Annotated in this window: 15 protein-coding genes; 10 read left to right on the top strand and 5 right to left on the bottom strand. The window is 59.8% G+C overall.

Annotated features, from left to right (window positions below; all coding sequences use genetic code 11):
* Window positions 1-205 precede the first annotated feature (205 nt).
* Together ppa and ACSQ8V_RS14005 are read left to right on the top strand one after the other, a co-directional pair.
* Window positions 206-733: an inorganic diphosphatase gene (ppa, locus tag ACSQ8V_RS14010; protein WP_213768343.1), complete on the top strand. Its 528-nt coding sequence runs from the start codon at window positions 206-208 to the stop codon at window positions 731-733.
* Between the two features lie 384 nt (window positions 734-1,117).
* Window positions 1,118-2,974, top strand: a complete 1,857-nt coding sequence (locus ACSQ8V_RS14005; protein ID WP_436206061.1) for a YCF48-related protein — start codon at window positions 1,118-1,120, stop codon at window positions 2,972-2,974.
* Between the two features lie 125 nt (window positions 2,975-3,099).
* On the opposite strand, the gene ACSQ8V_RS14000 is transcribed toward ACSQ8V_RS14005, so the two are convergent.
* Window positions 3,100-3,489 carry a GIY-YIG nuclease family protein gene (locus tag ACSQ8V_RS14000; RefSeq protein ID WP_436206060.1) on the bottom strand — a complete coding sequence of 130 codons (390 nt, stop codon included), beginning with the start codon at window positions 3,487-3,489 and terminating at the stop codon, window positions 3,100-3,102.
* A 137-nt stretch (window positions 3,490-3,626) separates the two neighbouring features.
* Between ACSQ8V_RS14000 and ACSQ8V_RS13995 the strand changes: the two genes are divergently transcribed.
* From ACSQ8V_RS13995 to ACSQ8V_RS13975, 5 genes are all read left to right on the top strand, one after another.
* Window positions 3,627-4,766 carry a GNAT family N-acetyltransferase gene (locus ACSQ8V_RS13995; RefSeq protein ID WP_436206059.1) on the top strand — a complete coding sequence of 380 codons (1,140 nt, stop codon included), beginning with the start codon at window positions 3,627-3,629 and terminating at the stop codon, window positions 4,764-4,766.
* Window positions 4,767-4,962: 196 nt separating this feature from the next.
* A complete protein-coding gene (locus ACSQ8V_RS13990; RefSeq protein ID WP_213768339.1) occupies window positions 4,963-7,014 on the top strand; it encodes an NAD(+) synthase in 2,052 nt (683 codons plus the stop codon).
* Between the two features lie 163 nt (window positions 7,015-7,177).
* On the top strand, window positions 7,178-7,516 hold the full coding sequence (locus tag ACSQ8V_RS13985; protein ID WP_031361078.1) for a P-II family nitrogen regulator: 339 nt from the start codon (window positions 7,178-7,180) through the stop codon (window positions 7,514-7,516).
* Window positions 7,517-7,722: 206 nt separating this feature from the next.
* Entirely contained in the window at window positions 7,723-9,483 is a 1,761-nt protein-coding gene (locus ACSQ8V_RS13980; protein WP_436206058.1) for a cation:proton antiporter, read from the top strand.
* A gap of 119 nt (window positions 9,484-9,602) precedes the next feature.
* Window positions 9,603-11,096: a gamma-glutamyl-gamma-aminobutyrate hydrolase family protein gene (locus ACSQ8V_RS13975; RefSeq protein WP_436206057.1), complete on the top strand. Its 1,494-nt coding sequence runs from the start codon at window positions 9,603-9,605 to the stop codon at window positions 11,094-11,096.
* A gap of 132 nt (window positions 11,097-11,228) precedes the next feature.
* Here ACSQ8V_RS13975 and ACSQ8V_RS13970 read toward each other — a convergent pair whose 3' ends face one another.
* The 3 genes from ACSQ8V_RS13970 to ACSQ8V_RS13960 all read right to left on the bottom strand — a co-directional run bounded on the left by ACSQ8V_RS13970 (window position 11,229) and on the right by ACSQ8V_RS13960 (window position 14,246).
* The gene (locus ACSQ8V_RS13970; RefSeq protein ID WP_436206056.1) at window positions 11,229-11,933 is read right to left on the bottom strand and encodes a DUF2968 domain-containing protein; all 705 of its coding nucleotides are present in this window, start codon (window positions 11,931-11,933) and stop codon (window positions 11,229-11,231) included.
* Between the two features lie 106 nt (window positions 11,934-12,039).
* The gene (locus ACSQ8V_RS13965; RefSeq protein WP_436206055.1) at window positions 12,040-13,344 is read right to left on the bottom strand and encodes a hypothetical protein; all 1,305 of its coding nucleotides are present in this window, start codon (window positions 13,342-13,344) and stop codon (window positions 12,040-12,042) included.
* A 359-nt stretch (window positions 13,345-13,703) separates the two neighbouring features.
* Entirely contained in the window at window positions 13,704-14,246 is a 543-nt protein-coding gene (locus ACSQ8V_RS13960) for an N-acetyltransferase family protein (RefSeq protein ID WP_436206054.1), read from the bottom strand.
* A gap of 288 nt (window positions 14,247-14,534) precedes the next feature.
* Between ACSQ8V_RS13960 and ACSQ8V_RS13955 the strand changes: the two genes are divergently transcribed.
* Window positions 14,535-15,833: an MFS transporter gene (locus ACSQ8V_RS13955; RefSeq protein WP_436206053.1), complete on the top strand. Its 1,299-nt coding sequence runs from the start codon at window positions 14,535-14,537 to the stop codon at window positions 15,831-15,833.
* 90 nt (window positions 15,834-15,923) lie between these two features.
* Here the strand turns inward: ACSQ8V_RS13955 and ACSQ8V_RS13950 are convergent, their stop codons facing one another.
* Window positions 15,924-17,792 carry a tetratricopeptide repeat protein gene (locus ACSQ8V_RS13950; protein ID WP_436206052.1) on the bottom strand — a complete coding sequence of 623 codons (1,869 nt, stop codon included), beginning with the start codon at window positions 17,790-17,792 and terminating at the stop codon, window positions 15,924-15,926.
* 127 nt (window positions 17,793-17,919) lie between these two features.
* On the opposite strand from ACSQ8V_RS13950, the gene ACSQ8V_RS13945 reads away from it, so the two are divergent.
* Complete coding sequence (locus ACSQ8V_RS13945; protein ID WP_089163376.1) at window positions 17,920-18,249, top strand: ArsR/SmtB family transcription factor; 330 nt, start codon at window positions 17,920-17,922, stop codon at window positions 18,247-18,249.
* On the top strand, window positions 18,250-19,269 hold the full coding sequence (locus ACSQ8V_RS13940) for a cation diffusion facilitator family transporter (protein WP_436206051.1): 1,020 nt from the start codon (window positions 18,250-18,252) through the stop codon (window positions 19,267-19,269).
* Window positions 19,270-19,283 lie beyond the last annotated feature (14 nt).

Raw genomic sequence — 19,283 nt, 5'->3', positions numbered from 1 at the left:
TACCGCTGACGCCGGGACGCGCACCTCGATTGGCTATAATGACGTAATTGCGCTGTTTCATGGGCGAACGTAACGCCTTGATGCAGCGTTGCAGTCAGGACATTCGCGCTCCACGCGTATTGCCGCAATGCAGCAAAACGCGACATTTGCGTGTATCGAATGCGTTTATCTCCGACACCGAATTTCCACTTTGAAGAGAGTGCATATGAGCTTTAACAACGTACCCGCAGGCAAGGATCTTCCGCAGGATTTCAATGTGATCATCGAGATCCCGGCGCAAAGCGATCCGGTGAAGTACGAAGCGGACAAGGACATGGGCCTGCTCGTGGTCGACCGTTTCATTGGAACGGGCATGCGTTACCCGGCGAACTACGGTTTCATTCCACAGACGCTTTCCGGCGACGGCGATCCTGTCGATGTCCTGGTGATCACGCCGTTCCCGCTGCTGGCGGGCTCGGTGGTTCGGGCACGCGCATTGGGCATGCTGCAGATGACGGATGAATCGGGTGTCGACGCGAAGCTGGTCGCGGTCGCTCACGACAAAATTTGTCCGATGACGGCGCACATGAAGACGGTGGATGACGTGCCCGAGTATCTGAAAGACCAGATCAAGCATTTCTTCGAGCATTACAAGGCGCTGGAAAAGGGCAAGTGGGTGAAGGTTGAAGGCTGGCAGGGCGTGGACGCGGCCCACAAGGAAATCACGGACGGCGTGGCTAACTTCAAGAAGTAAGGTTAGCGACTGATTGTTGTTGAGTTGTAGAAGACCGCCCGGTCTTGCCATGAGGCAGGATCGGGCGGTTTTTTTATGCCGAAAAAATTGGCGTTGCAGTGGTCCATATCGCTGCAGAGCCACCGGGCAAAAACCGCCGCGTCTGCAAAGTCCAGGCAAAGCAATCAGAAAAGTACGATTTCCCTATAACCGTTGCGTAACTTGCAATAATTCCGTTAACAACTGAAATGTCCGCGTAAGGTTTCGTCTTCTCGCCTCCAGATCAACAAGCAGGGGCGACCTTCTCGCGTCGACTGCCGGTTTCATCGAAAGCATGACGTTGAATCGATCAGGAGAAGATCGAACACTGAGGAAGGTCGCCACCTTATGAACAAGGTTTAAAGAATGAACAGGCGACTCAGGGGTGGAATCAGCGCGATGGTTTGCGCACTTGCGCTGGCGGGGTGTGGAGGTGGTGGAGGTGGCGACTCCTCGGCCACTCCGGCGGCTCAGGCGGCTCCGGCGGCTCCGGCGCAAAACAATGCTGTCCAACCTCTCAAGGCGGCAGCGCCGAAGATTGCGGATGTCGGCATCACGCCCACATCCGCATTGCGGCCTGGGACGAAGGTCAACTTTATCGTTAGCGGTACTTTTCCCAGTGCGACAACGTACGTCTGGGATTTCGGCGATTCCTCGCCACTGTCGAATGGAGTCTCGGCGACACACACGTATTCGAAGTTGGGTACGTTCACGGTCAAAGTGACGGCAACAGACACGAGTAACCAGAAGAGTGTGGAAACCCGTTCTGTGGAGATCGTTCAGAACCAGCCGCCAATTGTCAGCGGCGCTGTAAGCATTGGGCGGACAGGATCAAGCGGCGCTTTTAGCATCCCACAAGGATCAAGCGGCGTCGTTGCCATCGGGACAGGATCAAGTGGCTCTGTCAACATCGGGCAAACAGGAGCCATAGGACAGACGGTCAACGTCGTGGTCAACGCGACAGATCCGCAAGGCGATTCACTCACGTACAAATGGATAATCGACGGGGTCGCTTACGGTGGGACAACTGCGAGCAACACGCTGAGCTATTCGTTTGCGACCGGCGGCTCCCACCTGTTGACGGTCATAGTGATGGACGAACATGGCGGCCAGACCAGCCGCGATTTCCCTGTTACCGTGAATTCGCGGACTATCCTGCCTGACACGATATCGCAGGCTAACCCTGTGCCAAGCTTTACCCGGTGGGAGGCGTCCTATAGCGCGCAGCCTGTAGGGCGGATACGCGTTGCTGCCGACGGAACCGCATGGGCGTTACCGACGAAAGAATCGCAAGTGCTGCGATCGAGGGATAACGGCCGGTCATGGCAAGAACTGACGCTCCCAAAGGACGACGACATCAACAACCCGCTGAATAAAGGTTTTGGCGACATCGGATTCGCTGACGTCAAAAACATATGGGTTGTCGGCTGTCCCCAGCAGAAGTACGTCAAGGTTGAAGACGGAGGGCGGATCGAATTTGACTATGCTGCCGCCATGCACTCCTCGGACGGTGGCGGTTCCTGGGAAAACTTTCGAATAAACGGCTTCCCGGAAGCACGATGTCTGCGAGCGATTCAATTTGTTGGCCAGAACGGCTGGATTGTGAATGAGCTCGGGATCGTGGTGAACACCACAAACGGCGGGAAAACGTGGCAATTTCAGGCCGACACTGGAATAAAAGCGCTGCGCATGCAATTTATCGATGCGCGCAACGGGTGGATTATCGGCGCGTACAAAACCGGTTCGAAGATGCAGATTGCGCGGACGACCGACGGTGGCGCAACCTGGACCACTTCACAGCCGCAAGGCGCCGAGGTGAATTCGTTTGCCAGCCTGTCTTTCGTCGACGCTAAAACGGGATATGCGTCAGGTTCTACTTTGAACACCTCTTCCAATCCTGTGCTGAGGACCATCGATGGTGGTCTGACATGGACCGCGTTAGTCGTTCCCACCGGTTATATAACGGATATTCTCTTCACTACTCCTGCGTCCGGGTACGCGCTCAGCATGTTCGGCGACGTCTACAGCACCAAGGATGGCGGGCTGAATTGGGAGGTTATTGGTATGGCGGATTATGAAGCGAATGTCGGGCTTGTGTCTTTCGCACGCGGTGACAATTCGGTACTGATGGGTGCCTCTTCGTCGGCCGCTCGCGGAAATAACACGGCATTGCTTGGCGCTCCTTCGACAGGCGGTGGCGTTCTCTGGTTAGCGCCGCTTTGAAAGTCTGCAGAGGGTTCTGCGTCAACGGATTGCATTGATGTTGGCGCAGAAGTGATCAAGGGTGAACGCATCAGGAATATCGTCGCTTTTTGACGGCAACGTTATGCTGGCGCGCACCGCATTGTTTATCGACTTTCCACGTCAGCGCAGTTGCCGGCTTCGTCCGGGGCGGCAATCGTGCTGGAGTCGGCTTCCACTTCTACGGGCGGCATTACTGCTGCCAATTCCAGATTTCCCCGTACCAACGCCCATTTCCGCGCCGCCGTCAGCCGCTTCACCCAATATTCCGCCCGCGACGCTTCAGCTCGACCACTCAGTTCAAACGACGCTCGCACGGCAACCGGCTTGCGCGATCGGGTATATCTCGCGCCATCGCCGCTGACATGTTTCGCGAACCGCGCTTCGACATCGGTAGCAATCCCGGTATAGAGACTTCCGTCGGCGCATTCGATAAGGTACAGGAACCAAGGCATGAGAAATCGTGGGGAAAAGGCGAAAACCGCAATGCCGCGCATTATCCCTCAAGCCCCTGCCTCAAACCCCTCCCGAACAAAAACCCGCGACTTCGGCGAGAATAACTGTTCCGCGCTGCACCAAGCGCCCAGCAGTCGGCCCGAATACGCCCGAACACGCCCGAAGCGAGGTAAGCCTGTTGAACCGCAAGGTCGAAATACATGTGGTCGATTCGCTCGATTCCGTCACCCCGGATGAATGGAATCGCCTCGCCGGCGATAACCCCTTCGTCCGGCACGAATTCCTGTCGGCGTTGCAGGACACGGGGTGTGCAGTTGCGCGCACCGGCTGGCGCCCGCATTTCCTGCTGCTCAAGCGTGACGGCAAGCTGACCGGCGCCATGCCGCTCTACCTCAAGAAACATTCGCGAGGCGAGTACGTCTTCGATCACGCCTGGGCCGACGCCTTCGAGCGAAATGGCCTTAAGTACTATCCGAAGGGATTATCGGCGGTGCCGTTTTCGCCGGTGACCGGGCCGCGCCTGATCGCCGCCACGCACGAGGAGCGCGTAATGCTCGCGCGCGGCGCGATCGAGTTGACCAAGCAGTTGGAACTGTCTTCCCTGCACGTGCTGTTTCCGCAAGAGCAGGATCTCGAAGCGCTGACCGAAGCCGGCTACATGCTGCGCGAAGGCGTGCAGTTCCACTGGGAGAATGCACCCGGCGGCTACGACAGCTTCGACGCATTTCTCGCCACCATGAGCCACGACAAGCGCAAGAAGGTGAAGCAGGATCGCCGGCGCGTAGTCGATGCCGGCGTCACCTACACGTGGCTACGCGGCGCGGAAATTGACCAGGAAGCGCTCGATTTCTTCTACGCGTGTTATGAAAATACCTATCGCGAGCACTGGAATCCACCGTATCTGTCGCGCGAATTCTTCGACCAGATCCACGCGGCCGCGCCCGGCAGCATCTTGCTCGTGATCGCCGAAGCGGACGGCCAGCGGCTCGCGTGCGCGCTGAACATGATCGGCGGCGACGTGATGTTCGGCCGCTACTGGGGCACGAAAGAATTCATCTCGGGACTGCACTTTGAAACCTGCTATATGCAGGGAATCCAATATTGCATCGAGAACCGCCTTGCCCGTTTCGAAGGCGGCGCACAGGGCGTGCACAAGATGTCGCGCGGCATGTTGCCCACGCCCACGTGGTCCGCGCATTGGGTCGCGGACCCGCGATTTGCCCACGCGATCAGTGAGTTCCTCGATGAAGAAACGGCGGCGATGGACCAGCATATCCAGGAGCTGGAAGCCCATACGCCCTTCAGGAAGAAGGCATAAGGCCGAGCGTCCGACGCGCTCGAAACCTGACCGGATGGCTAACGCTTGATCCAATAGATGCCCGGAAACTGCAACTCGACTTATCATCATGTCGAAATGCTTTCGCTTTCACAGCGGTAACTCTTAACCCGCCCTTAACCCGTTATGCGCCGGAACAGGATCCCCGAATGCGGGGCATCGTATGGACAAGCTCAAGATGAAAAACCGATTCTTCAATCTCTATAGCCATGATTTCGCTCGCGTGGCGGTAGGCGTGCCCCGTTGCCGGGTTGCGGATCCCGCGTTCAACGCGGCCGAAACCATCGACCTGGCGAAGCAGGCGGCGGCGAACGGTGCGGTGCTGGTCGCGTTCCCGGAGCTTGGGCTACCGGCTTATACCTGTGACGACCTGTTCCACCAGCGGGCCTTGCTCGATGCCTGCGAAGAGGCGCTTGCGTCCGTCGTGGCGGCATCGAAGAGCCTCTCCATTGCAATGATCGTGGGCATGCCGCTGCGCGTCGACCATACGCTCTTCAACTGCGCCGTCGTGGTCGCGGGCGGCCAGGTCCAGGGCGTCGTGCCGAAGAGTTATCTGCCGAATTACGGCGAGTTCTACGAAGCGCGCCAGTTCAGCGCGGCCGAGAACGCGTCGACGGATCGCGTCACGTTGCTGGGTACCGAAGTGCCGTTCGGATCGGCGCTGCTGTTTGAAATCGCCAACATGCCGCTGTTCCGCTTTCACGTGGAAATCTGCGAGGACGTCTGGGTGCCGGTGCCGCCTTCGTCGTTCGCAGCGCTTGCCGGGGCGACGGTGCTGGTGAACCTGTCGGCGTCGAACGTGGTGGTCGGCAAGTCGAGTTACCGGCATCAACTGGTCGGCCAGCAGTCCGCCCGGTGCCTTTCGGCGTATTTGTATACATCGGCGGGAAGAGGAGAGTCCACGACCGACCTGGCCTGGGACGGGCAGGCGGTGATCTACGAAAACGGCGAACTGCTCGCCGAGTCCGAGCGCTTCCTGGACACCTCCCATCTTGTTTTCGCCGATGTCGACCTTGAGCGGCTGTCGCGTGAACGCATGCGCCAGACCACATTCGGCCAGTCGGTGCGCCGACATGCCGACGAAGTATCGAAATTCGAAACGGTGCGCTTCAATCTTGACCTGCCGATCAACCGCGCATTGCCGCTGGACCGCGCCGTGGAGCGTTTCCCCTACGTTCCATCCGATCCGAAGCGCCGCGACGAACGCTGCAACGAGGTCTACAACATCCAGGTGCAGGCGCTGGTGCAACGGCTCTCGGCGAGCGGCATATCGAAGGTCGTGATCGGCATTTCGGGTGGCCTGGATTCTACCCACGCGTTGCTTGTCTGCGCCAAGGCCATGGACCGGCTGAAGCTGCCGCGCACGAATATTCTCGGCGTGACCATGCCCGGATTCGCCACGAGCGACCGGACGCTCCTGCAGGCGCGGCAACTGATGGAGATCGTAGGGTGTTCGGCGAGCGAGATCGACATCCGGCCAAGCTGCGAGCAGATGCTGAAGGATCTTGGCCATCCGTATGCAGCGGGCAAAGAGGAATACGACATCACGTTCGAGAACGTGCAAGCAGGCGAGCGCACGAATCATCTGTTCCGGCTCGCGAACTTCAAAGGCGCAATCGTGGTCGGCACGGGCGACCTGAGCGAACTCGCGCTTGGCTGGTGCACGTACGGCGTGGGCGATCACATGTCGCACTACAACGTCAACGCCAGCGTCCCGAAAACGCTGATCACGCATCTGGTCCGGTGGGTCGCGGAAACCGGGCAGATTGGCAACTCGGGTTCGGACGTCCTGATCAACATCCTGAATACCGACATCAGCCCGGAACTCGTTCCCGGTAAATCAAACGGCAATCCAGAGCAAAAGACGGAGAGCGTCATCGGACCGTACGAGTTGCAGGATTTCAACCTGTATTACACGTTGCGCTTTGGTTTTGCGCCAACGAAAGTGGCGTTCCTGGCGTACACCGCATGGAAGGATCGCGACGCGGGCGACTGGCCGGAAGGTGCGCATGTCGCGCGAAACGAGTACGCGTTGCCGGCCATCAAGCACAACCTGGGCATTTTCCTCGACCGGTTTTTCCGGACCAGCCAATTCAAGCGGTCTTGCGTTCCGAATGCACCGAAAGTAGGGACCGGCGGTTCGTTGTCGCCGCGGGGCGACTGGCGCGCGCCGAGCGATTCGGAATCGGTCGTCTGGATGAACGATTTGAAGAATATTCCGGTCGATTGAGGCGTTTGCACCATATCTGCGCGTAAATGCGCCGATAACGGCGTGATCCCGATGCTATGGCGCGAGATCTCTGCGGTTAACCGTGAAAACGCGGCTAGAATCAATACATCGATTCCTCAATCCGTTTTCTCGCTTATCCGTACAATTTTTCAAGAGGCGCGCCATGAAACGCATTACCGCAGTCATCAAACCGTTCAAGCTCGACGAAGTCCGTGAAGCGCTCGCCGGCGCCGGGCTCACAGGTCTGACAGTCACCGAGGTCAAGGGCTTCGGGCGGCAGAAGGGCCACACGGAGCTGTATCGCGGGGCGGAATACGTGGTCGATTTCCTGCCAAAGGTGAAGATCGAAGTGGTGGTGGCCGACTCACAGACGGATCAGGTTATCGACGCAATCATTGGTGCGGCCCGTACCGGCAAGATCGGCGACGGCAAGATCTTCGTGACCGATGTGGAACGCGTCATCCGCATTCGCACCGGCGAAGAAGACGAAGCGGCTGTCTGAGGCCGTTTGCCCAAAACCGGCCTGATCCCGTGTCAGGCTGGAATGTGTCCTCGGCGCGTTGCCCGGCGACCACGTAGTAACGCTGACATCGGCCCTGTCCGGTGGCGTGTCTGGTTTTGCCCCTCGTCTGACCGTTTCCGTCACCAATGTAAAAAACCATTGCGGTACTATCTGCGTCCCTGTGTGCTTTTTGTAAGGATTTGTGGATGCATCACGCGATCGGCTTCATTCAAGATCTAGCGGTAATCATGGCGATTGCGGGCGTCGTCACGGTGTTATTTCACCGTCTGAAGCAGCCGGTCGTGTTGGGGTACATCGTGGCGGGCGTGATTATCGGGCCGTACACTCCGCCGTTCCAGCTTATCCACGACGAAGCCACCATTCAGACGCTCGGCGAACTCGGCGTGGTATTCCTGATGTTTTCGCTCGGGCTCGAATTCAGCCTGAAGAAGCTGTTCAAGGTCGGCGCAACGGCGTTCGTGGCGGCAGCGTCCGAGATCGTGCTGATGATCTGGATCGGCTATGAAATTGGGCAGTGGTTCGGCTGGAACGCAATGGATTCCCTGTTCCTCGGCGCCATGCTCGCTATCTCTTCCACAACGATCATCGTCAAGGCGCTTTCCGAACTCGGCATGAAGGGCGAGCCGTTCGCGCAACTGATCTTCGGCATTTTGATCGTCGAGGACATTCTGGCCATAGCAATGCTTGTGCTGCTTTCGGGGATTGCGCAGACAGGTTCCGTCTCGGCGGGCGTAGCGTTCGTCACACTGGGCAAGTTGCTCTTATTCATGACTGTGTCAATGGTAGTCGGCATCCTGATCGTGCCGCGCGCGCTCGACTATGTCGCAAAGGCCAAGAGCGACGAAATGCTGCTCGTCACTGTGCTCGGTTTTTGTTTCGGCTTCTGCCTGCTGGTCGTGAAGCTCGATTACAGCATCGCGCTTGGGGCGTTCCTGATCGGCGCGATCATGGCCGAATCGCGCAACCTGCAGCGCATCGAACACTTGATCGCGCCGATTCGCGACATGTTCTCCGCCATCTTCTTCGTGACCATCGGCCTATTGCTGAACCCGGCGGTGCTGGTGGATTACTGGTGGCCGATCGCGGTGATCACCGTCGCGGTGGTGTTTGGCAAGATATTGTCCTGCGGGCTCGGCACTTTCCTCGCGGGCAGGGACGGGCGCACGTCGATGCGCGTCGGCATGAGCGTGGCGCAGATCGGCGAGTTCTCGTTCATCATCGCGTCACTGGGGTTGTCGCTGAAAGTGACCAGCAGCTTCCTGTACCCGATCGCCGTCGCGGTTTCCGCGTTGACCACGCTCTTCACGCCGTATCTGATCAAGGCCGCCGATCCGATCACGCGCCGCATCGCCCGCTCCATGCCTGTGCCCGTTGCGAACACCTTTGGCCTGTATTCGCAATGGCTCGCGAGCCTTTCACCGGATACCGGCGGCCCGACGCTGTTCAGCATGACGCGCCGGATCGTGGTGCAGATCGCGGTGAATCTAGCGCTGGTGGCCGCCATCTTCCTCACAGCGTCCTACGCGGCGCCGTTTGCCACTGAATATCTTTCGCGCTGGTTGCCCACCAACGACGCCCAGCGTGTCGCGCTTTGGAGCGCAGCGTTGCTGGTGTCCATGCCGTTCCTGGTTGCGGTGTATCGCAAACTGGGGTCTCTCGCACTGATGCTCGCCGAAGTGAGCGTGCAGCCCGCGAAGGCCGGACGTTTCACTCGGGCGTTGCGATCGGCCATTTCCGGCCTGATTCCGATTCTCGCGATGTTCGGTGTTTTCCTGCTGGTGGCAGTGCTCTCGGGCGGCATCCTGCCGCCGTTCGGCTTGATGATCGCGGTGCTGGTCTGTGCGGCGTTGTTGCTCACGGTGTTGTGGCGCTGGTGCGTCAAGATCCACGCAACCATGCAGATCGCGCTGCGCGAAACATTCGAAGAGCCGAGAGATCATCCTTGAGCATGAACCCATTGTTTCCCCCGATAATGTGAGCAATTGTTCGATGGTTTGCCGCCCCCGGACCAGAGGCGGATAATTAAACTCTGACCATTCTCACAGCGCCTGGCGCCTATATCGGAATGAGCGAAAACAAGTCAAACGACTCAAACGGGTCAATAACGCCGGGCACGCCCGGCACTGGTTCTCCCGCAGCCGATTCTTCGGGTTCCATCCCGGGCGGTCATACGCCTGCCGTTCCGTCCGCGTCATCGACAAAGAGTCCTGATGTCCCTGGTGCCACTGCGCAGCCGGGCCCGAATGCCACGGCGGCCGAACGGGCGTCGACGGACGCACCTGCAAGCGCGTCGACGGTAGAACCTGCCGATACCGCTAAGGCGCAACGCGATGACGCAGCTGAAGCGCGTGCATCGGCGGCCAGAGCGATGGCGCAGCAGGAAACGGCGGCACGTGAAGCCGCATCGTCCGCATCCGCTGCGAACAAAACGCTCGATGCAAAGGCGAGCCTTGCAGCGGAGGTCGAAACCGCGACGCAAGCGGAAGCCAGTCTCGCGGCGGAGCTTGAAAATGCCACCGAGGCGCAAGCCGCCGAAGCCGCGACCGCGACTGCGACCGCGACAGAAAGTGTCACGCCGAAGCCAGCTTCCAGCCTGCCGCCGGAATTTTCGGCCGCGCCGGATTTCGGCACATTCCGTGCGCCGCCCACTCCACCCGACTCACCGGATACGAAGGCGCCGCCAGCGTATCTGCGTAACAGTGATTCCGCCTGGTCGGTGTTCGGCCGCGTGATCAAGGCGCGTGCGCGGCAGATCTTCGACCGTGCCGGCCAGCGGATCACGCAGAGGACATTGAGAATAGGCGTGTCGGCGCGGATTTTTCATCCTGAGCCGGGTGCCAAAGGACTGCGCGGCAAGACGCTGCAGTATCTGGAGGAATCGATTGCGCATTGGGTGATGTCGCGCGACGTGCTCGTCTTCATGATTCCGACGGTCGGCCATCAGGGCATGCTGCATCCGAGCAACATCCGGTTGCGCGACTATGCGAAACAACTGGATGGCCTGCTGCTGCAAGGTGGCGCTGACGTATCGCCGCAATCCTATACGGAAGCGGCCACGCGTCACGAATGGCCCGGCGACCGCGTGCGGGACATGTACGAGCTGGAGCTGTTGCATGAATTCATCGAGGCGGGCAAGCCCGTGCTTGGTGTGTGCCGTGGATGCCAGCTGATTAACGTTGCGTTCGGCGGGACGCTCTATCAGGACATTGCGACCGATGTCCCCACGGCCGGTGTGCATGTTAACGAGCAATACGATCAGCATCGCCACCCGATTCGTTTCCCCGATGGCTCCACGCTCGTCAACATGTTTCCGGGCCACCGCGAAGCGCTCGTCAACTCGATCCACCATCAGGCGGTGAAGACGATCGGCCGCGACCTGAACATCGAGGCTGTGTCAGCGCACGACGGCATTATTGAAGCGGTGCGTTATCGGCGTGCGCCGTTCGTGATGGGCGTGCAATGGCATCCGGAGTTCCATCGCGCGGGCGGCGACGAGTTGCTCGATTGCACGCCTTTACTCGATACCTTCCTGCGCGTGGCACGCGAAACGCGTTTCTAGCATACATGGGTTGAACGCCACGCAGAGAGCCCGTGTAGCGCGATGACAAAAAGCCGTTCCAACATGAAAGTTGGAACGGCTTTTTTGTTGCCACTTGGTCGGCCGAATCAAACGCCAGTGCGAGCTTGAGCGTTACTGAACGAGTCCTGCTTCGCTCTGATCCTGAAGTTGCTGAACCTGCCGCTGCAACATGAGCAACTTGCGCTCGGCGGCGGATTTCTCGTTCAGCAACGCCGCTGACTCCACCTGCATCTGCTGCTGACGTTGCGACACTTCGCTTTCCTGCGCGCGCGCAATGGAGAGATCGGCAGTCAGGCGCTGCGCCCGATCATTCGACACCGCAATGACGCGTTCGAGCAACGCCTTTTGCGCCTGCAATTGTGTGCGTTTGATTTCACCCTCGGCGAGCGCATAGCTCTTGCGGGCGAATTGCGCGTAGACCGTTTCGGCATGCGCATCGTCCTGCGATTTCACGACGCGCCAGAAATTCTTGTCCTGGAACAGCGCGACGTAATACACCATGTCTTGGGGATAGAAAAACAGCGCCGCGCCATAGCTGCCGTTATACGTGACGCGTAATTCAGTCACCTTATGGGCCTGGACCATCTGCATGAGTTCCGACACGTTTCCCGGCGTCTGAGCATTCGACGCGGCGTCGGCGCCATCCTGAAAATCATCCATGGAACCGTTAGCGGTCGGTTGCCGGACGGGATCGGCGACGCCGGTTGCCGAGAGCAACGTGCCGACTGGCTGATAAGCCGTCGCAACGGATGAGCCGAGCGCGATCACAGCAACGAACATCGCGTTCAGAAGGGTGGAGAGAGAGGCGTACTTCATAGGGCGAGGCTTCAAAATTAAGTAAGTTTCGGCGACTGACTATCGGCACATCGTGCAGCGCGCGGGTTGAAATCGCGCTGTACGATGCCGCCATGAGGGCTGCCGGTCACTTGGAAAATTGCGAGGGCGTGTCAGTGACGCGACGTTGGCTCAAGTCGGAATTCCAGTTGGGTGAATCACTGCCGCTGGAGCGCCGTGAAGGCGACGCCGCCGCTTCTCGGGGCGCAACACGAACGGGCTGGCGGGCCGCGCCGCTGTTGTCATCGAGTACGGCGGAGTGCGCGAGCATGTTGTACATATCGGTAACGCTGAGCGATGAGCTTGCCGTGTCATTGCGCGTGAGCACGCGGTGACTCGGCGACGTGAGGGGAGCTTCATGCCCGGTGCTGCGATAAACCGGTGTCCCACGATACTCATGGCCATGGCGCCGATAAACCACTTCGTACCGATGTGCATCGCGCTTGCCCTTCGCCTTGGTTTTCAACTTGGCTTTCGAACCACGGCGTTCCAGAGGTTGCGCAACTGTTTGCGCTTTGGTTGTGCGTTCCGACACGGTGTAGGGTGCGGTGGTACGGCCATCACTAGCCATGACGTTCATGCGTGTGGCCGGGCTCGCCGACGACTTGCTGTTGCCGATAGCGCTGCTGAGATTGACAGTTTTTTGTACCGCAGGCAAAGCGGCAATCACGGCGGCAGCGGAGCGAGTGGCAGAAGCTTCAGCCGAAGCAGCTGTCCTGGCTGCCGCTGAAGCCACCATCGAAGCGCCATCCGAAGTCGAAGCGCCAGTCGAAGGCGAAGCAACCACCACCGTTGCGCTCGACGCACCGGATGCATGAATCGTTTCAGAATCAGAATCAGAGTCGGATGTCGGCTTGATCGCCGGGATAGCGCTCAGCACAACCTCGGGTTTCTGCGTTTCGGTATCCTGATGGCCGATTTTCGTACCAAACAACGCCCACGCAATAAACGCAGCGCATGCCAGCGCAATCGCTCCACCAGCAAGCTGCTTGCGATGATCGTGATTAGCTGCCGGCGTTTTCACATGCCGGTCGTCGGGCGCGGTGAACGGCTCGAACGCGAAGGGCGCCGGCTCGGCGGCTTGCGGTGCTGCGTTGACGGGAGCCGGGGGAACCCCAGCGCCTTGCTCGGCGTGATTGACTTCGTCGATGCGTTTGAACTTGCCCCAGAGACTGCAAGGCGTATACGGGAACCGGTCGTTGCGAAGAGAAAGCGCACTGACATATGCCGTGAGGAAACGAGCCGCGTAAAACGGTATTTCGTATTCAGTCAAGACCGGACGCGTGCCGGTTAACGTCCACTCTTCGCCATAAACGGCGTTGGGCATAGTGGCAAGCGGGAACAGCGTCGGCAGAAGCAGATCGCCTTGTACAACGACCATAGGAGCATTCATCTTTTTCTCATTTCCGAAAGCGGGCGTCAGGACTGCTCAACGAACGACCAAGCGGGGCAGCCGTGTGGACGTCGCCCGGTTGTTGCTGCAAAGGTGTCGAATAATTCACCTTGCCCGGACCCGCCACAGAACAGCCCTCGATGATACCCAGCGCCAGCTTGGGCGTCGCTCAGAACCTTCTTAGTTCCTTGAATAAGGGGTGTTCGGAGTGAAAAAAATTCGCTGATTCGACACGGACGCAACGGACGTTTCAGCGCACGACGCAGGATGCTTCGGATACGTGCTTTTGCAGCCAGCACACAGGCGTTGAACCAGATTACAACGGCCAATCCGCGAAGGCAAAGAAAGACGACGAGGCATCAGCCGATCGGCAGGACGTAACGCAGCGCGATGATATTAATGCCGCCCATTGTGTCGTCTTCGCGGCCAGCCAGTCGCCATCCGCGAGACTCATAGAAACCAATAGCTGCAACGTTCGGTTCGAGTACAAACAAATGCATGCTGAGCGCGCCACGATCGCGTGCCCATTGCGCGGCGACGCTCAACATGGTGGTGCCCAACCCGCTGCCTTTGGCTGCCGGTAGCGCGTGCAGATTGTCCACGAGCACGCTGCCGTTTTCATCGGGTGCAAGCAGGCAAACGAAACCGACCGGCCGATCATCTTGTATCGCGAGCAATACCTCGCCCGCACCTTCAGCCAGTTCTTTGAATCGTGTGTGCCAGTGCGTTTCTCGTTCAGCCGACATCTCGCGATCGAGAAAATCGTCCGGCAGGATTCCGCGATACGCCGACGCCCAACTTTGCGCGTGCATCCCGGCGATCAGTTGTGCGTCGGCGGATGTGGCCGGCCGCAGCACAAAGGGCCACGATGGATCGGAAAATGTAGGCTTATAGATAGACATGTGTAATGTAATTTTAAGGTGTTTTTCCATACACATGCGCGATGTTCCGAATAGGCGGATTTCACTTTCCCGCTGTAACATTGGCGTCGTGCAGGGTTTTAGCGTTGCTATGGTTAACCCTTATTTACGGTTGTCGAGCGCGCTTTCGCATCGTTTTGAGCATTTTTCGCCGGTTTGAGCAGGGCGAAGCTTACACAGGCATCCGGTGCAGTGCTACCGGGTCGTCAACATCCGGTCGATTCACGACGCATCAGCTGCGGAATCTGGCCACTGTTTTTTGAGATAGTCATGTCCAGCCCCTCACATGCAACGCCCGCGAACGAGTCGAAGGCGAAATCGGTGTTCCGCGTCGTCAGCGGCAATTTCCTCGAAATGTATGACTTCATGGTCTACGGCTACTACGCCTCGGCCATCGCTAAAACCTACTTCCCGAGCGGTAACGAATTTGCGTCGCTGATGCTGGCGCTGTCCGTGTTCGGCGCGGGCTTCCTGATGCGGCCGATCGGCGCCATCGTGCTCGGCGCGTATATCGATCATCACGGCCGGCGCAAGGGCCTGATCCTCACGCTGGCCATGATGGCAGCCGGCACCTTGCTGGTGGCCGTGATTCCGGGGTATGCGACCATTGGCGTGCTGGCGCCGATCATCGTGTTGCTCGGACGTTTGCTGCAAGGCTTCTCGGCCGGCGTGGAACTCGGCGGTGTGTCGGTGTATCTCTCCGAAATCGCGACCAAGGGCAACAAGGGCTTCTACTGCTCATGGCAGTCAGGTAGCCAGCAAGTGGCCGTGGTGTTTGCGGCGTTGATCGGCGTGACCATGAGCCGGATCCTGCCGCCTGACCAGATGACTTCGTGGGGATGGCGCGTGCCGTTCATCATCGGCTGCCTGATCGTGCCGTTCCTGTTCATCATTCGCCGTTCGTTGCAGGAAACTGAAGAGTTCCTTGCGCGCAAACATCGTCCGGACATGGGCGAGATCATGAAGTCCATGCTCTCGAATTGGGGCATCGTGCTTGCCGGCATGGGCATGGTCATCATGACCACGGTGTCGTTCTACATGATCACCGCCTACACGCCGACCTTCGGCAAGGAAGTGCTCAAGCTTTCTTCTATCGATGCGCTGGTGGTGACGGTGTTCATCGGCTTGTCGAATCTCGTGTGGCTGCCACTTTCCGGGGCGATTTCCGACCGCATCGGACGTCGTCCGGTACTGCTGTTCTTCACGATCCTCACCATTCTCACGTCGTATCCTGCTGTGCAGTGGCTGGTCGCCGATCCATCGTTCCTGCGCTTGCTCGGCGTGGAGATGTGGCTCTCGTTCTTGTACGGCAGCTATAACGGCGCGATGGTCGTGGCGCTCACCGAGGTCATGCCGGTCGAAGTGCGCACGACGGGTTTTTCGCTGGCGTATAGCCTGGCGACGACTATCGGCGGATTTACGCCCGCTATCTCCACGTACCTGATTCACGCAACCGGCAACAAGGCGGCGCCGGGCGCGTGGATGGCCGTTGCCGCGGTCTGCGGGCTGATCGCGACGCTCGTGCTGTATCGATCCACGGAAGCGCGGAGTCAATACAAGACGGCGTGATGCCGGCGTGAGATTCGCCGGCGCTGAAACTAAAAACCCCCTCGCCATGGCGAGGGGGTTTTTGTTTGTGTGCTCAACGAGCATGCTGTTTTACGACGCGCCTATTTCGCCAGCCACGCGTGCGACCACATCGTCCCATGCACCGGGTTTCGGTTGCCGGAACAAACGTGCTTTCGGGTACCACGGAGTCGACGCGGTATCGATACCCCAGCGCCAGTCCGCCGCGAACGGCAGCATCAGCCATAACGGCTTTCCTAACGCGCCGGTCAGGTGAGCGACGGCGGTATCGACGGATACCACGCCGTCCAGCCGATCCACGATCGCGGCCGTATCCGCGAAATCTTCGAGCTTGCCTTCCAGTCGCTGGATGAAGCGGGTGCGCGGATGAGTGTCCAGCAACGAGCGCTCTTCGTCGGTCAACGTGGGCTGCAAGACGATCCAGTCGATGCCTTCCAGTCTGAACAACGGTTCGAGCATGCCAAGCGACGCTGAGCGGGTTTCGCCCGGCTGAATTCGCCCGGACCATGCAATGCCCAGCTTGCGTTTCGACTGACCGCCGAGCGAGCCGCGCCACTTCTTCCTGTACGCCGCAGGCACCACGAGATACGGCGTGCGCGCGGGCACCTTGTCGGCGTTCGATACCCCCAGCGCCAGGGGCAAGCTCAACAATGGCGAGAAAACGTCTGCATCGGGGGGCGTAGTTGCATTGCCCGAACCACTGGCCGTGCTCTTGAGCAAGACGCCCGCCGCGTGCGCCGCCGGCTCAAGCAACGCGACGAGTTCCGGCTGTACTTCAAGCACGATCTGTCCGACGAGCTTCGCCGCGAAGGGTACGAAACGAACGAACTGCAAGGTATCGCCGAAACCTTGTTCCGCGCGAATCTGCAGCGTCTGGCCCGGCAGCGGCTCGCCGTTCCACTTCGGCAGCGACGGCGGCGTAATGCTGCCCGGCGTGCGCAGGCGCCATTCGTAGGCGGGCAGGCCGCGCGTGTAATCACCCAATGCCAGCAACGTCAGCGCCCGGTTCAGATTTGCCGCGGCGAGTCCGGGATCGAGCCGCAAGGCTTGATCGAACGCACGCAACGCAGGTCTGTGCGCACCGAGCGCCAAATGGGCGTTGCCGAGGCCAAGCCACGCAACGCCATACTTGGGATCGAGCCCGACTGCACGCTCGAATTGCGGCAACGCCGCTTCGTGCGAGCCGATAGCCGCGAGCGCGTGACCCAGGCCAAAGTGCGCCGGCGCGAATTGCGGCTGCATACGCAGTACTTTCTGGAGTACCGGCACGGCTTCGTGCGGGCGCCCGGCGGCATCGAGGAGATTGCCCAGGTTGAAATGCGCCGCGACATAGTTCGGCTCGACCGCCATGGCGGCCCGGAATTGCTCGATTGCGCCGTGGGTGTCCCCCAGCGAATTGAGCGCCATGCCGAGATTGTTGTGCGCGCCCGCGTGGCCGGGACGGATCTGCAGCGCGCGGCGAAATGCCTTCGCGCCTTCTTCGTAACGACGCATGCCAAGCAGCGCATTGCCGAAGTTGTTCCAGGTCGCGGCGTCCAGCGGTTGCAGTCGCAGCGCTTTTTCGAAGGCATCGGCGGCGTCTTCGTGACGGCCCGCCGCTGAGTACGCATTGCCAAGGTTGTACTGCGCAAGCGAAAAACCGGGTTCCAGATGCAGCGCGTTGCGGAATCGCTCGATGGCGTCGTCAATCCGGCCCAGCGCCTTCAGCGCGTTGCCAAGATTGAGCTGCAGACCGGCGTCCGCCGGGCGCAGGTCCACCGCGCGACGCACCAGTTCGGCTGCTTCCGCGTGCTGGCCCTGTTGATGGCGCAGCACGCCGAGCAGATGAAGTGCGTCGACGTGGGAGGGCTCTGCGGCAAGCGCGGCTTGATAGTCGCGTTCCGCTTCGGTGAGGCGGCCATCGCGATGCGCCGCGAAGCCACGCGCAAAAACTGTATCCATTGAGGAAAATCGAATGCAAACGCCGCATTTTTACACACGTTCGCCGCCGATCACGAATTTTGCGTTGACGCACCCGGATTCATTTCTGTAACATATGAACACCTGTTCAACTGTTGACTGATCTATTTTGTCCTCTCCCTTTGTAGCAACCGATGAGCGCGTGGTTCCGCTTGCCGACCTGTTCCGCCTCCTGGGCGATCCCACGCGGCTGCGCATTGTGCTGACGTGCGTGGACCGGCGCTGCGCGGTGGGGGCAATAGCGGAATCGCTGGGATTGTCGGCTTCTCTCGTCAGCCATCACCTGCGTTTGCTGCGGGCGGCGCGGATCGTACGCGCCGAGCGTGAAGGCAAGCAGGTTTTCTATCTCGCCGCCGATAACCACATCAGCGCCATGTTGGCCGAATTGCTCGAGCACGTTGCCGAGCCGCAAGCCGACTTCCGACCGGATAACGAATAAATGCAACCTCAAGAGAAACACCAGCACGAGCATGCGGATGCTCACGACCACGATCATGAGCCGAGTCACGCCCATCACCACGGCGCTGGCGGCCACCATCACCATCATGCGCCGCAAGCAGGGCAGGGCCACACATTTGCGATCGCAGTCGGGCTGAACATGCTGATTGTGGTGGTGCAAGCGGTGTACGGTTTTATCGCTCATTCCACCGCGTTGCTGGCCGACGCCGGCCACAATCTCTCCGATGTCCTCGGCCTGCTGCTCGCCTGGGGCGCCGTCTGGCTCGGCACGCGCAAACCGTCGGAGCGCTACACGTTCGGACTAGGCAGTTCGTCGATACTCGCTTCGCTCGCCAACGCCGCGCTGCTGCTCTTTGCGTGCGGCGCGATCGTGCTCGAAGCCGTGCAGCGCCTGCTCAATCCGGCGCCCGTCGCGGGCTTCGACGTGTTTATTGTTGCAACGCTTGGCATGGTCGTGAACGGTTTCTCGGCATGGCTCTTCATGCGCGGCAGCAAGGAGGACCTGAACGTGCGCGGTGCTTTCCTGCACATGGCTGCCGACGCCGGCATCTCCGCCGCGGTTGCCATCAGCGGCCTTGTGATCCTGTTCACGGGCGTGAGCTGGATCGATCCGGTGATGAGCATTATCGTGGTCGCGGTGATCGTGGTGGGCACCTGGGGCCTTGGCCGCGACGCCATGCGTCTCGCGATGGGCGCAGTCCCGCCGGGCGTGGACAAGCCGGGTATCGAACGATATCTGGCGGATGTGCCGGGTGTCACCGACGTCCACGATCTCCACGTATGGGCACTGTCCACCACGGAGAACGCAATGACCGCGCATCTGGTGATGCCGGAAGGCCATCCCGGCGATAGTTTCGTGGACGGCATCGTGGCGACCTTGCGCCGCGATCACGCGATGAACCACGCCACGCTGCAAGTGGAAAGAGGCACGACGGAGCACCACTGCGCGCTGCACGAACGTTCGCCAGCACAGCCTAAGCCTCAGGCGCACACGCATTGAGGGAGCGATCGTTC

The organism is Caballeronia sp. LjRoot31 (assembly GCF_964253885.1).
Lineage (GTDB): Bacteria > Pseudomonadota > Gammaproteobacteria > Burkholderiales > Burkholderiaceae > Caballeronia.
Note: the sequence above shows the minus strand (reverse complement) of the source record. Positions and strands in the feature narration are given on the sequence as shown.